Below are 14582 nucleotides of genomic sequence, written 5' to 3'. Positions count from 1 at the left end.
CATGGCCATGCTCGAAATCAAGAATGTCGACAAGGTCTACAGCAGCCGCGGCAAACCGCCGGTGCACGCCGTGCGCGCGCTCGACATGGACGTGAAGAAGGGCGAGATCGTCGCTCTATTGGGCTCGTCGGGCTGCGGCAAGACCTCGACTTTGCGGATGATTGCGGGCTTCGAGAGCGTGACCTCGGGCGCGATCGCGCTGTCGCAGCGGCGGATCGACGAGCTGCCGCCCGCGAAACGGAAAGTGGCGATGGCCTTTGAGGGCTATTCGCTCTATCCGCCGCTGACGGTGCGCGAAAACATTGCCTTTGCGCTCAAGGCGCAGCAGCTCTCGCGCAGCGAAATATCGCGCCGGGTCGAAGCGATCGCGCGGCTGGTCGAGATCGAGGATATCCTGGACAGCTTTCCGCGTGCCATCTCCGGCGGGCAGCAGCAGCGTGTGTCGCTGGCGCGTGCCTTGGTGCGCGACGCCGACCTCTATCTGCTCGACGAGCCCATGGGCCAGCTCGAGCCGCAACTCCGCGCCGTGCTGCGCGGCCGGATCAAGGGTCTTTTGGCCGAGCGCGGCATGACGGCGATCTTCGTCACGCATGACCAGACCGAGGCGAGCGCGCTCGCTGATCGCATCGCGGTGATGGAGGACGGTGTCCTTCAGCAATTCGCCAGCGAAAGGGAATTGAAGAACCGCCCGGCCAACTTGTTCGTCGCGAGCTTCATTGGCGAGCCGCCGATGAACCTGCTGGAGACGGACGTTGCACCCGCCGATGGCGGTTTCCGACTGTCGGTTGGCTCCGATATCGCGTTCCGGATTCCCGGTGATACGCTCGATCAGGCCGCGCGACGGTCCCTTGAACCGGGCAAGCGCGTCCGGGTCGGCATCCGCCCGCAGAAGGTCGCGGTCGGGACGGGCGATGTCCGCGTGCGCGTCGTGTCCAATCAATGGCTCGGCGACCAGTCGCATGTCGCAGGGGAATGCGCCGGCCATCTCCTCATCGCGGTGACGCCGAACCGGATTGCGGCGCGGCCGGGCGACGTCATTCCATTCGCGCTGGAGCCGCGTCACCTCCACATTTTTGGGGCCGACGGCGCCTGCATTCGCCATGCGGAGGGGGGCTGAGCATGCAGGCCTCGCCGCAGCGCGACGTGATCATCGGTATCGATGCCGGCACGTCTCTGATCAAGACCGTGGCGTTCACGCGCGACGGACGGCAGCTCGGCGATTTCTCTCTGCCCAATACATATACGACCTCGCCCGGCGGCCACGTCGAGCAGGACATGTCGCGGACATGGACCGACACGGTCGCCGCATTGCGCGGGCTGGTGGCGGCGGTGCCGGATATTTCCCGGCGTCTCGCGGCCGTCGCGGTCACAGGGCAGGGCGACGGCACCTGGCTCATCGACGATGACGGCCGTCCGGTCGCGCCGGCGCTGCTGTGGCTGGATTCCCGCGCCGCCAGCCTCGTCGAGGGAATCCGCTCCAGCGAGCGCAATGCCGCACTCTATCGGCGTACCGGTTCCGGACTCAACGCCTGTCAGCAGGGGCCGCAACTCGCTTGGCTACAGAAGCATGCGCCCGTGACACTGTCCCGGGCCGGCACGGCCTTTCACTGCAAGGATTGGCTTTACTTCCTGCTCACCGGTCAGCGTGCGACCGATCCGTCGGAGTCGACCTTTACTTGTGGGGATTTCCGCAAGCGCGGCTTTGATGTGGAGACCGCGAGGCTGATCGGCATCGCCGATTGCGCGGCCCTGTTTCCCGAGGTCGTGGACGGGGTTACGACGACGCATCCGTTGAGTGCTGCCGCTGCGATTGAGACCGGACTGCCTGAGGGCGTGCCGGTCTCGCTCGGTTATGTCGATGTGGTCTGCAACGCTCTCGGCGCGGGCCTCTACGATCCTTCACCCGATGTCGGCTGCACCATCATCGGGTCCACCGGCATGCATATGCGTCTCGCCGCCAGCGCCGACGCGGTCACGCTGAACGCGGAGGCGACCGGCTACACCATGCCGTTCCCGGTCGCCGGCCACTATACGCAGATGCAGTCCAACATGGCGGCAACGCTGAACATCGACTGGCTGCTCGATCTGGCGCGCGATCTCTTGGCCGCCGAGGGCGTCGTGCGTTCGCGCGCCGATCTGATCCGCCGTCTGGACGAGAAGGTGTTGACGGCGAAGGCCGGCGAGCTCTTGTTTCATCCCTTCATCTCCGATGCCGGCGAGCGCGGGCCGTTCGTTGCGCATGAGGCTTGCGCCCAACTGATCGGTCTGCGGTCGCGCCACGGCTATTGGGACCTGATGCGGGCCGTGATGGAGGGGCTCGCCTTCGCCGCGCGCGATTGCTATGCCGCGATGGGGGCGCTGCCGGGCGAGGTGCGGATCACCGGCGGCGCAGCGCGCAGCCGCGCGCTCGGGGCCATCCTTGGGGCTGTGCTCGAATGCAATGTTCGCGTCTGCAGCCGCGGCGAAGCCGGGGCGGGAGGGGCCGCGATGATCGCGGCCGTCGCAACAGGCCTTTATTCCGATATGACCAGTTGTGCTGAGGATTGGGTGAAACCGTATTTGAACGAGCCACAAACGCCAGACGCCGCATTGGCCGCGCGCTATGCGAAAATGTTCCCGGCCTATCTGGAGGCGAGGCTGGCGTCTCGGCCGGTCTGGAAGCAACTCGCGGCGCTGCGTGCGGGAGCCGGTCATGTCTAGCTCCATCGCCATCGTCGGTGACCGCTTCATGCTGCCGTCGGTCTTCGCCGAGAAGATCACGGCTGCCTGCGGCAACGGCGTCGACATCCGCCTACTGGAGCAGCCCTGGCCGGATGAGCCGATGGAGCACGGCTATGCCGGCTCCAAGCTCGATGGGCTGAAGGAGTTCATGGGCGACCCGGACGAGGTCGCGGAATTCATCGGAGACGCAGCGCTGCTGGTGACGCACCTCGCGCCGATCTCGCGATCAATGCTGGAGCGCTTGCCGAACCTCAAATTCATTGCGGTCTCGCGCGGCGGTCCCGTCAATATCGACATGCAGGCCACGCGCGATCACGGCGTGATCGTGGTCAACACGCCCGGCCGCAACGCGAGTGCGGTGGCCGAGTTCACCATCGGAGCTATTCTTGCGGAGACGCGCCTGATCCGCAGTGGACACGAGTCCCTGCGCGGTGGCGAATGGCGCGGCGATCTCTATCGTGCCGATCGCACCGGGCGGGAGCTCGGCGAGATGACCGTGGGCATCGTCGGTTATGGCGCGATCGGCACCCGCGTGGTGAAGCTGCTCAAGGCCTTTGGCTGCAAGATCCTGGTCGCCGATCCCTACGTTCAGCTCAGCGCGCAGGACCGCAATGACGGCGTCGAGCACGTGGGCCTGGCAGACCTGCTGGCACGCGCCGACGTCATCAGCCTGCACGCGCGGGTCAACACCGAGACGACGGGCTTCATCGATCGCGCGGCACTCGAGCGGGTCAAGCCCGGCGCGGTGCTGATCAACACGGCGCGCGGCCCGCTGGTCGACTACCAGGCGCTCTTCGAGGTGTTGTCCTCGGGGCGCCTCGGCAGCGCCATGCTCGACACGTTTGCGGTCGAACCGGTGCCGCCGGACTGGCCGCTGCTGCAACTGCCGAATGTCACGCTGACGCCGCACATCGCCGGGGCCTCCTTGCGCACGGTCACCATTGCCGCCGATCAGGCCGCGGAAGAGGTTCGGCGCTATCTCGCCGGCGAGCCGCCGCTCAACCCTTGCTGAAGACGAAAGGTACTTTGACATGACCCGTGAGGAGCGACTGTTACGCGAAGCGATCATCGCCAAGTGCCGGTGGATGAACGCCTCGGGTCTGAACCAGGGGACGTCAGGCAACATCTCCGCCCGCTACAACGACCGGATGCTGATCACGCCGTCGGCGACGCCCTATGAGGCGATGCAGCCGGAGATGATTGCTTCGATGCCGCTCGAAGGTGAGCACGGCTCCTGGGAAGGACCGCTGCAGCCGTCCACCGAATGGCGCTTTCATCTCGATATCATGCGCGGACGGCCGGATGTCGGCGGCGTCGTCCACACGCACTCGACCTACGCGACCGTGCTCGCGATTGCCCGCAAGCCGATTCCCGCCTGCCACTACATGATGGCGGCGTTCGGCGGCAACGACATCCGCTGCGCCGGCTATGCTCGCTATGGCACGGCTGAGCTGTCCGAACTCGCCCTGCAAGCGCTCGAGGGCCGCAACGGCTGCCTGCTTGCCAACCACGGCATGATCGCGGTCGGCGCCAATATCGACAAGGCGATGTGGCTCGCCGTCGAGCTCGAGACCATCGCGCGGCAATACTATCTCTCGCTCGCGCTCGGGGGGCCGCATATTCTCAGCGAAGCGGAGATCGCCGACACGGCAAAGGGATTCTCGACTTACGGCTTGCAGGCGCCCAAGCCCAATTCCAAGCCCAGTTCCAAGTTCACGGCCAAGTCGAGTCCAAAGCCGGTCAAGGCGCGCGCCGCGAAGGCGGCGGCACGGCAACGGGTCGAGAAGAAGCACAGCGGAAAGCGATGACGGGCGCTGCGCCTGGGGCGGGCAGGGATCACGGGCTTGTCGACATCGCCATCATCGGCGGTGGCATCAATGGCGCCGGTATCGCCCGCGATGCGGCGGGGCGCGGGCTGAGTGTCCTCTTGTGCGAGAAGGACGATTTCGCCGAAGGCACCTCGTCGCGCTCGGGCAAGCTCGTCCATGGCGGGCTGCGTTATCTCGAATACTACGAGTTTCGCCTGGTCCGCGAGGCCCTGATCGAGCGCGAGGTGCTGCTCGCATCGGCGCCGCACATCATCTGGCCGATGCGCTTCGTGCTGCCGCACTCGCCGGAGCACCGGCCGGCCTGGCTGGTTCGCACCGGTCTGTTCCTCTACGACCACCTCGGCGGCCGCAAGCGCTTACCCGCGAGTCGCGGGCTCGACCTCGCGCATGAACCGGAGGGAGCGCCGCTGCGCGCCGAATTCCGCCGCGGCTTCGAATATTCGGATTGCTGGGTCGACGATGCCCGGCTCGTGATCCTCAATTTGATCGATGCCGCAGACAATGGCGCAAAAATCCTGCCGCGCACCCGCGCAGTGAACGCGCGCCGGGAGGGGGACGTCTGGCGTCTGGAGATGCAGAGCGAGGACGGCAGCACGCAGATCGTCCGCGCGCGTGCGCTCGTCAATGCGGCAGGTCCCTGGGTGCAAGACGTCGTGCAGGGCGTAGCGGGCCTCAACTCTGCGCACAATGTCCGGCTGGTCAAGGGAAGCCATGTGGTGGTGCCGAAATTCTGGAGCGGGCCGCAGGCCTATCTGCTCCAGAACGAGGATCGCCGCGTGATCTTCGTCAATCCCTATGAGGACGATCTCGCGCTGATCGGCACCACGGACATTCCATACGACGGCCGCGCCGAGGACGTCGCGATCGACCAGGGCGAGATCGATTATCTGCTCAAGGTCTTGAGTCGCTACTTCCGGGCTCCGCCGCGCGGAAACGAAGTGGTCCATGCCTTCTCCGGAGTTCGTCCACTCTACGACGACAACGCAGACAATCCGTCCGCGGTGACGCGCGACTATGTTTTCGAGATTCACGGCACGCCTGATACGCCGCCGCTGCTGTCGATCTTCGGCGGCAAGATCACGACCTATCGCAGGCTCGCCGAGCACGCGCTCGGGCGTCTGGAGGGCTGGTTTCCAAAGATGCAGCCGGCATGGACGGCGGGAGCGCCGCTGCCGGGCGGCGACATCGGCGGCCCCTTCGACAGTTTCGTCGTCAACCTCGCGCGCGATTATCCCGATCTTCCGCGCAAGCTGATCCATCACTATGCGCGCCTTTACGGGACGCGCGCCCGTGAGCTTTTGGGCGCGGCTCGCATCTCCGCCGATCTCGGACGTCATTTCGGCGGCGACTTCTATGAACGCGAAGCAGCATACTTGCGCGAGAAGGAGTGGGCCAAAAGCCCGGCCGACTTCCTGGATCGCCGCACCAAGCACGGCCTGCATCTGACGCCAGCCCAGCGGGTCGCGTTTGAGGGCTACATCTAGGCTTGCTCCCTGGTGTGATAGTTCGATAGAAAGATCATACCGGGAATTGCGGTTGGATGGAGCGGGACGGGTGACGAAGTGGTCTGGGCAGGGGGGCATATCCGGCACCCTGTTGCTGTTCGCAGGACTGATCTTCGCCAACGTCGCCGCATGGATCTGGGCTTTCGCGCTGTTCGCCGACCGGCCCGCCGTGATGGCGACCGCGCTGCTCGCCTGGGTGTTCGGCCTGCGCCACGCCGTGGATGCCGACCACATCGCGGCCATCGACAACGTCGTGCGCAAGCTGATGCATGCGGGCGACACACCAAAAAGCGCCGGGCTCTATTTTGCGCTCGGCCATTCCACGGTCGTGGTGGTGGCCACGCTGCTGCTCTGCCTTGGCGTGGTGAGCCTTGGCGGCGAAAGCCTGCTCAAGACGGTCGGCGGCGTGATCGGCACCTCGGTGTCTGCGCTCTTCCTGCTGTTGATCGCCGTGGTCAATCTCGCGATCTTCGTCGGCCTGTGGCGGACGCTGCGTGCGGTCCGTGCCCATGGCACCCATGATGCGGAAGGCATCGAGGCGCTGCTGGCCGGCCGTGGTTTCCTGGCACGGCTGCTTGCGCCGATGTTCCGCATGGTCTCGAAATCTTGGCACATGTATCCGCTCGGCTTCCTGTTCGGGCTCGGCTTTGATACCGCGACCGAGATCGGGCTCTTGAGCATCTCGGCGACGGAAGCCGCCCGCGGCGCGTCGCTGTCGGATGTGCTGGTGTTTCCCGCGCTGTTCGCCGCCGGCATGGCGCTGGTCGACACCGCCGACTCGACGCTGATGGTGAGCGCTTATCGCTGGGCCTTCGTCGATCCCATGCGCAAGCTCTGGTACAACCTCACCATCACCGGCGCCTCCGTGGTGGTCGCGCTGTTCATCGGCGGCGTCGAGGCTCTCGGCCTGATCGGCCAGCGTTTTGGCCTCGACGGCGCGCTGTGGATGCTGATCGAAGGCCTCAACGGCTCGCTCGCCAATTTCGGCTTCGCGGTGATCGCCCTGTTCGTGCTCGCCTGGATCGTCTCGATCGTCACCTATCGCGTTACATTCGCCACGCCGAGCACGGCGTCCTGAAGTGCGTCGATGCGGTCGAGTTGGTCTGATTGTTTTGCGCGCGGACAGCGATTAGCCGCGTTTTCGACGCTCGTCGCGTGCCTTGCTTGCGCTGAAGGGAGAAGTGCATTCGCGCAGAATGCTTCTGCCGTGCTCGAATTGCCACCCATCGCGGTGACGCGCAGTGAGACGCCGCGGAAGACAGCAAGGCCCGTGCCGCAACGCTCTAGAAGGTCCACGGCCTCGACGACGCGGCTCGTTGTCTATCCGACTGCGGTCGCGGGGGCTGCCGTCAGCGGCGTCGCCTCCGGCCCGCCAGCGTCGCCTTCCATGGCAAGCGAAACGACCGTATCGGGCGAGGATCTGCGCGCACGGCCCGCCACGCGTCCAGGCGAATTGTTGGAGGCTGTGCCCGGCCTGATCGTGACCCAGCATTCCGGCGAGGGCAAAGCCAACCAGTATTTTCTGCGCGGCTATAACCTGGATCACGGCACCGATCTGGCGATCTATGTCGACGACGTGCCGGTCAATATGCCCACGCACGCGCACGGCCAGGGATATGCCGATCTCAACTGGCTGATCCCGGAAACGGTCGCCGCGATGGACGTGCGCAAGGGGCCGTATTTCGCCGATGAGGGGGATTTCTCTTCTGTCGGCAGCGTGCATATCGGCCTGATCGATCGCACCGTGAAGGGTTTGGCGCAGATGACGGCCGGCAGCTTCGGGTATCGCCGCTTTCTCGGCATGGATTCGGTCAAGCTCGGCGACGGTTCGCTGCTGATCGCTGGCGAGGCCGACACCTATGACGGCCCGTGGGACAATCCCGACACCATGCGCAAGCTCAACGGGCTGATGCGCTACAGCCAGGGCACTGCGACCGACGGTGTCTCGATGACCGGCATGGCCTACGTCAACAAATGGAATTCGACCGACCAGGTGCCACAACGCGCGATCACCTCCGGCCTGCTCGACCGGTTCGGATCGGAGGACCCGAGCGACGGCGGCAACACCAATCGCTTTGCGCTGTGGGCGCGGCTCGCGCAGAGCGACGACAGGGGCGGGTGGAAGGCCAACGCCTACGTCGTCAACAGCGAGCTCGATCTCTACAACAACTTCACCTATGTGCTCAGCGACCAAACTTTTGGCGACCAGTTCCACCAGCATGATGACCGGCTGATGGCCGGCGCCAACATCGCGCGCACGCTGAACGGATCATTTGCGGGCCTGCCCGTCGAGACCACCATCGGCTTGCAATCGCGCTACGACGCGATCGATCTCGCACTGACGCGAACGTTTCAGCGCGACTTCCTGTCGAATATCCGCAGCGACAAGGTGGGTGAGGGCAGCGTCGGCGTCTATGCCGAGACCACCACATACTGGACCAGCTGGCTTCGGACCACGGCCGGTTGGCGCGGCGATTACTACGCCGCTGATGTCGCCTCGCTGTACGACGCCAACAACAGCGGCCGCACCAACGCCGCGATCGGCAGCCCGAAATTCCGGATGGTGCTCGGTCCCTTCGACAGGACTGAGTTCTTCCTCAGTGCCGGCTACGGCATGCACTCGAACGACGCGCGCGGCGCGACGACGACCGAAGACCCCGGCGATCCCGGCACGAAGCTCTCGCCGTCACCGCTGCTGGTGCGCACCGGGGGCGCGGAGGTTGGCGTGCGCAGCAAGATCATTCCCGATCTTGAGACCTCGCTCAGCCTCTTCGTCCTCGACCAGGATTCCGAGATCCTGTTCTCGGGCGATGCAGGCGATACCTCGGCGAGCCGCGCCAGCCGCCGCTACGGCTTCGAGTGGACCAACCATTATCGCCCAAAATCCTGGATCGACATCGACGCCGATCTCGCGATGACGCACGCGCGGTTTCGCGGTTATGACGGCGAGCAGGCGGCGATCTATGCCTCCCTCGCAGGTTTCCCCGAGGTGCAGATCGGCAACGCGCCCGGCAACTATATTCCGAACGCGCCGGCCATGGTGGCGTCGGCCGGCATCACGCTCGGTGAGAAGACCGGCTGGTTCGGCGGCGTGCGCTGGCGTTATCTTGCCTCCAGTCCCCTGACCGAGGACAACGCGTTCCGCTCGCAACCGACCAGCATCGTCAATGCGCGGCTCGGCTATCGGACCGACAATGGCTGGCGCATCCAGCTTGACGTGCTCAATATCTTCAACACGAAAGCGAACCAGATCACCTATGCCTACGGCTCGCTTCTGAAGACGGATTCCCTTTACAATCTCTGCTACGTTCAGCAGACCGCTCCGGCGGCCGTGTGCCAGAATGGCGTGATGGATTACGTGTTGCACCCGGTCGAGCCGCTCACCTTCCGGGTGACGATGGCCGGCGCATTCTAGGGGCAATCCGGCCGGGAACCGCGGGAGCGGCGATCCTTGATCTGGGTCAACAGGACTGCACGAGGCCGATCGATATTTCTGCAAATGCTGCCTTGAGATGAGAGACCGCCGTGAAGACGCTTCGTCAGCTCTTGTCCGCAGAAGATATCATCCAGCTCTTGATCCGGCTGGGCCTGCTGGCTCTGCTGATCATCTGGACGTTCGTCATCATCCGTCCCTTCGTCTCGATTCTGACCTGGAGCGCGGTGCTTGCGGTCGCGTTCTATCCCGCCTTCAGCTGGCTTGCGAAACTGCTTGGCGGACGTCCTCGAACCGCGGCAGCGATCCTGACGCTCATCGCGCTCGGCATCGTTCTGGGCCCGGCCGCCTGGCTCGGCGTGAGCGCGGTGGAGGGCGTGAAGGATCTGGCAAGCCAGCTCGGTACCGGTGACCTTGCCCTTCAGCCGGCACCGGAACGGGTCAAGACGTGGCCATTGATCGGCCCGCAGCTCTATGAACTCTGGGATCTGGCCTACACCAACGTGCGGGCGGTGTTGCGCGAGGTGGCGCCTTATCTGAAGCCGCTTGCGGGACCGCTGTTGTCATTCGCAGGCGATGCCGGTCTCGGCACGCTTCAGTTCCTGCTGTCCGTCTTCGTCTCCGGCATTCTCCTGCCTTTCGGGCCGCAACTCGTGGCGGTGACCCGCGGTTTCCTGTCCCGGATCGTGCCCGAACAGAGCGAGCATTTTTTGGCGCTTGCGGGTGCGACCATCCGGGCGGTGGCGCAGGGCGTGATCGGTGTCGCGATCATTCAGGCCTTGCTGGCCGGTATCGGCTTCAAGCTGGCCGATATTCCAAGCGCGGGCCTGCTGGCGTTCGTCGTCCTGCTGTTGTCGATCGTGCAGATCGGTCCGCTCATCGTGCTTCTTCCCGTGGTCATCTGGATCTGGACGGACAAGGATGTCACGACGGCACTGCTCCTGACGGTGTTCCTCGTCCTTGTCGGCTTCCTCGACAACATCCTGAAACCGCTCGTGATGGGACGTGGCCTGACCACGCCGACGCTCGTCATTCTCATTGGCGTGATCGGGGGAACACTCGCGCATGGGATCATCGGCCTTTTCATCGGGCCGATCATCCTGTCTGTGGCCTGGGAGCTAGCCGCGGCGTGGATCCGCATCGACGGCGCCGGGCCGGTGGAAAAAACGACGAGCGGCTGAAGCTTAGCAGAGCTCAAGGATCAGATGGACCGTTTGCGGATCACGACGCGCGGCGGGCTTGAAGCCGGCCCTTTCGAACACGCGCAGCATTGCCGTGTTCTCGGGAAGGACCTCTGCCGTCAATTCCCGTAATCCGCCGTCGCGCGCGATCCGGATGAGTTGCCGCATGAGGAGCGAGCCGAGTCCGCGTCCCTGGAAAGCATCGATCACGACGAAGGCCATTTCTGCGACCCCTGGTTCGAACACGATGAAGCGGCCACCCCCGACAATCACCTGTCCATCGCCTTCGCGGACAAGCGCAGCAAGCGCAACGTGATTTTTGAAGTCGACCTGCATGAAGTAGGCACGCTCCTTGTCCGAGAAGTGGCGCTTCATGGCAAAGAAGCGGCGCTGCAGAGATTGCGGGCTCGTCCGCTCGATCGCGGCCAGCATGTCCGCCTCGTCCTCGGAACGTAGCGCCCTGATCTCGACCGGGCTCCCGTCCTTCAAAAACTCCTGGGCTGAATAGTGTGCCGCCTCTGTCATGAGGGTCCCGATACCATCTCGGCCTGGCTCACTGCCGAGCGCCATATCTCGACATCGCTTTAATGGTCCCCCCGACGTTGACCTAGATCAACGCTTGCCAGCGGACACGCACCTTGAATAACGCAGCGCGACAGCGAGGTCGGAACATGTCCATGGACAAAGCACAGCAACTGGACAAACCACAACTGGACAAACCACAACTCCCTGGCGGTCCCATGTCTGGGCTGGTTGCGTCCGCCGTCGAATATCTGGTGGATGCGGGTCAGCGCAGCGTCCTGTTCCTGGACATCATGCGTCAGCGCGGTGACCAGTACCGGGAACATGTCGCGCAGACTGCGCCGCATGTCCTGCAATATGCCGCCGAATTGATCATGGACGGCCGCAAGCTGGACGAGCCGGTCAATTACGCGCTGGTGCGTATCATTCCGCCCAAGGGCGTCGAAATCGATATGAAGCGGCGGCCATTCATCGTGGTCGATCCCCGCGCGGGCCACGGGCCGGGCATTGGCGGCTTCAAGGCCGACAGCGAGATCGGTGTCGCCATGAAGGCGGGACATCCCTGCTATTTCATTGGCTTCCTTCCGGAACCGATGCCGGGACAAACGATAGAGCGCATTGCGCGTGCCGAAGCGCTGTTCATCGAAAAGGTGATCAGCCGCTATCCCGAGGCAGACGGCAAGCCCTGCGTGATCGGCAATTGCCAGGCCGGCTGGGCGGTCATGATTTTGGCCTCGCTGCGGCCGGAACTGTTCGGGCCGCTGATCATTGCCGGTGCGCCGCTCGCCTATTGGGCAGGCGTGCATGGCAAGTACCCGATGCGCTATTCGGGTGGGCTGCTCGGCGGAAGCTGGCTCACGGCGCTGGCGAGCGATCTCGGCGGTGGCAAGTTCGATGGTGCCTGGCTGGTGCAGAACTTCGAGAACCAGAATCCCTCGAACACGCTCTGGACCAAGCAATATAACGTTTATTCCAAGGTCGACACGGAAGCCGATCGCTATCTCGAATTCGAGCGCTGGTGGGGTGGACACGTCAACCTCAATGCCGAGGAGATCCAGTTCATCGTCGACGAGCTGTTCGTCGGCAACAATCTCGCGGCCGGCAAGATCGAGATGTCCGACGGCCGGAAGGTGGATTTGCGCAACATCCGCTCGCCGATCGTGGTGTTCTGCTCCAAGGGCGACAATATCACCCCGCCGCAGCAGGCATTGCACTGGATCCTCGATTGCTATGCCGATGTCGATGAGATCAGGGCCTACGGGCAGACGATCGTCTACACCGTGCACGAAAGTGTCGGCCATCTCGGCATCTTCGTGTCCGGCGGCGTCGCCAAGAAGGAGCACGCGGAATTCTCGAGCAATATCGATCTGATCGATGTGCTGCCACCGGGACTCTATGAGGCCACGTTCGAGGCGAGGGGTTCCGATACTGTCCATGCCGATCTCGCCACTGGTCAGTGGATCATGCGCTGTGAGGCGCGCACACTGGACGATATCCGCGCCATGGGCGGCAATTCGCCCGAGGATGAGCGGCGCTTTGCCGCCGCCAAGCGCGTCTCGGAACTCAATCTTGCGGCCTATCAGAGGTACGTGCAGCCCTGGATCAAGGGCATGGTGACCCCGCAAATGGCGGAATGGGCGCGCAACGTTCATCCGCTGCGGTTGCAATACGAGGCCTTCAGCAGTCAGAATCCGTGGATGTCGGTGGTGAAATCGGCCGCCGACGCGGTCGAGGACAAGCGCAAGCCGGCCTCGAAGGACAATCCGTTCCTGGCGTTCCAGGAACAGATGTCCAAGCAGATCGTTCACGCGCTGGACAGCTGGCGGGATTCGCAGGAGGCGCTGAGCGAAGCCATCTTCCTCAATCTTTATGGTTCGCCCGCCTTGCAGGCGGCAGTCGGGGTGGATCCGAACGCCGCGCCATCCGGCAGGCGAGAGATGACGGCCGAACACCGAGCGATGTTGGAGAAGCGGATCGCCGAGCTGAAGTCGAAGATCGGCGAAGGCGGCCTTCGCGAGGCTGCCATTCGTGCACTGCTTTATGTCGGATCGGCGCGCGGCATGGTTGACGAACGAAGCATCGAGGCGCTGCGCCAGATTCGACGCGACCATACCGGAACGCGGTTGACGCTGGCTGAGTTCAAGATGCTGGTTCGCGAGCAATTCTTCATGTTGCTGCTCGATCGGGACGGAGCCCTGGCTGCGATTCCGAAGATGTTGCCTGACGACGTCAATCAGCGGCGCGGAGCTTTCGCGGGGATACGCGAAGTGCTGTCCGCGAGTGCGGACATCACGGGCGAGCGGGCAAAGCGCTTGAAGCAGGTTGCCGGGCTCTTCGGCCTCGGTGAGGAAGGCGAATCGAATGTCGCCCCTTTCGATCCCAAGGCAAAAGCGTCGTAGCGCAGATTGGCAGAATTGGGAGCAGCACCATGTCAGCCGACACGACGCAAACGAAAGCAGGCAGCAAATACGACCGTCTGATCGTGGCCGCCAAGGCCGTGCCGCCCACGCCGACCATCGTGGTCCACCCCTGTGACGAGACTTCGCTGCGCGGCGTCGTTGACAGCGCGAGTGCGGGCATCATCCGGCCGCTGCTGGTCGGGCCGGAGCGGAAGATCAGGGAGACCGCGAGCCGGTTCGGTCTCGATATTGCCGGGTATGAGATCGTCGATGCGGCACACAGCGACGCGGCCGCAGCCAAGGGCGTCGAGTTGGTTCACGCGGCTCGCGGCGAATTGTTGATGAAGGGAAGCCTGCACACCGACGAGCTGATGCGCGCCGTCACGGCCAAAACCGGCGGCCTGCGCACCGACCGGCGCATCAGCCACGTCTTCGTCATGGACGTGCCGGCCTATGCCGAGACCATTTTCGTCACCGATGCGGCCATCAACATCTTCCCCGATCTCGACGCCAAGCGCGACATCATCCAGAACGCGATCGACCTCTACAATCTTGCCGGCTTCGGCAAGGCGCCGCGGGTAGCGATCCTATCGGCGGTCGAGACGGTGACGTCGAAGATTCCGTCCACGATCGAGGCTGCTGCGCTCTGCAAGATGGCCGATCGCGGCCAGATCACCGGCGGCCTGCTCGACGGTCCGCTGGCCTTCGACAACGCCATCGATCTCGAAGCGGCGCGGATCAAGGGCATCAAATCAGAGGTGGCCGGCCGTGCGCAAATCCTCGTCGTGCCCGACCTCGAGGCCGGCAACATGTTGGCGAAGAATCTGGCTTACTTCGCCAAGGCGGACGGCGCTGGCATCGTGCTCGGTGCGCGCGTGCCGGTTGTGTTGACCTCGCGCGCGGACAGCCCGCGGGCGCGGATGGCGTCCTGCGCCGTGGCCGCGCTTTACGCCTATGCACGGCGCCACAAGGCGCCGACAGTTGCCGCGTGA

11 protein-coding genes are annotated in these 14582 nt (G+C 64.3%); 10 read left to right on the top strand and 1 reads right to left on the bottom strand.

Annotation, left to right across the window (positions count from 1 at the left end):
• The first annotated feature begins 7 nt into the window (after nt 1–7).
• From SO156_RS16230 to SO156_RS16195, 8 genes are all read left to right on the top strand, one after another.
• Complete coding sequence (locus tag SO156_RS16230; protein WP_458148989.1) at nt 8–1117, top strand: ABC transporter ATP-binding protein; 1110 nt, start codon at nt 8–10, stop codon at nt 1115–1117.
• Between the two features lie 2 nt (nt 1118–1119).
• Nucleotides 1120–2700: an FGGY family carbohydrate kinase gene (locus SO156_RS16225; RefSeq protein WP_498535489.1), complete on the top strand. Its 1581-nt coding sequence runs from the start codon at nt 1120–1122 to the stop codon at nt 2698–2700.
• On the top strand, nt 2693–3733 hold the full coding sequence (locus SO156_RS16220; RefSeq protein WP_458148937.1) for a 2-hydroxyacid dehydrogenase: 1041 nt from the start codon (nt 2693–2695) through the stop codon (nt 3731–3733). The genes SO156_RS16225 and SO156_RS16220 overlap by 8 nt, the downstream gene beginning before the upstream one ends.
• A gap of 19 nt (nt 3734–3752) precedes the next feature.
• On the top strand, nt 3753–4529 hold the full coding sequence (locus tag SO156_RS16215; protein ID WP_498535488.1) for a class II aldolase/adducin family protein: 777 nt from the start codon (nt 3753–3755) through the stop codon (nt 4527–4529).
• Complete coding sequence (locus SO156_RS16210) at nt 4526–6034, top strand: glycerol-3-phosphate dehydrogenase (RefSeq protein WP_498535487.1); 1509 nt, start codon at nt 4526–4528, stop codon at nt 6032–6034. Before SO156_RS16215 ends, SO156_RS16210 begins: the two co-directional genes overlap by 4 nt.
• Nucleotides 6035–6104: 70 nt before the next feature.
• Nucleotides 6105–7133 carry a HoxN/HupN/NixA family nickel/cobalt transporter gene (locus tag SO156_RS16205; protein WP_498535486.1) on the top strand — a complete coding sequence of 343 codons (1029 nt, stop codon included), beginning with the start codon at nt 6105–6107 and terminating at the stop codon, nt 7131–7133.
• 309 nt (nt 7134–7442) lie between these two features.
• Nucleotides 7443–9470, top strand: a complete 2028-nt coding sequence (locus tag SO156_RS16200) for a TonB-dependent receptor (RefSeq protein WP_498535485.1) — start codon at nt 7443–7445, stop codon at nt 9468–9470.
• A gap of 110 nt (nt 9471–9580) precedes the next feature.
• Nucleotides 9581–10669, top strand: a complete 1089-nt coding sequence (locus SO156_RS16195) for an AI-2E family transporter (protein WP_458148942.1) — start codon at nt 9581–9583, stop codon at nt 10667–10669.
• A gap of 3 nt (nt 10670–10672) precedes the next feature.
• Here SO156_RS16195 and SO156_RS16190 read toward each other — a convergent pair whose 3' ends face one another.
• Nucleotides 10673–11194: a GNAT family N-acetyltransferase gene (locus SO156_RS16190; RefSeq protein WP_458148943.1), complete on the bottom strand. Its 522-nt coding sequence runs from the start codon at nt 11192–11194 to the stop codon at nt 10673–10675.
• Nucleotides 11195–11409: 215 nt separating this feature from the next.
• Here SO156_RS16190 and SO156_RS16185 point away from each other — a divergent pair, with 215 nt between their 5' ends.
• Nucleotides 11410–13590: a DUF3141 domain-containing protein gene (locus SO156_RS16185; protein ID WP_498535484.1), complete on the top strand. Its 2181-nt coding sequence runs from the start codon at nt 11410–11412 to the stop codon at nt 13588–13590.
• Between the two features lie 29 nt (nt 13591–13619).
• Nucleotides 13620–14582: a phosphate acetyltransferase gene (locus SO156_RS16180; protein WP_498535483.1), complete on the top strand. Its 963-nt coding sequence runs from the start codon at nt 13620–13622 to the stop codon at nt 14580–14582.

Source organism: Bradyrhizobium sp. UFLA05-125, assembly GCF_059803515.1.
This window is presented reverse-complemented; position numbering and strand designations above follow the sequence as displayed.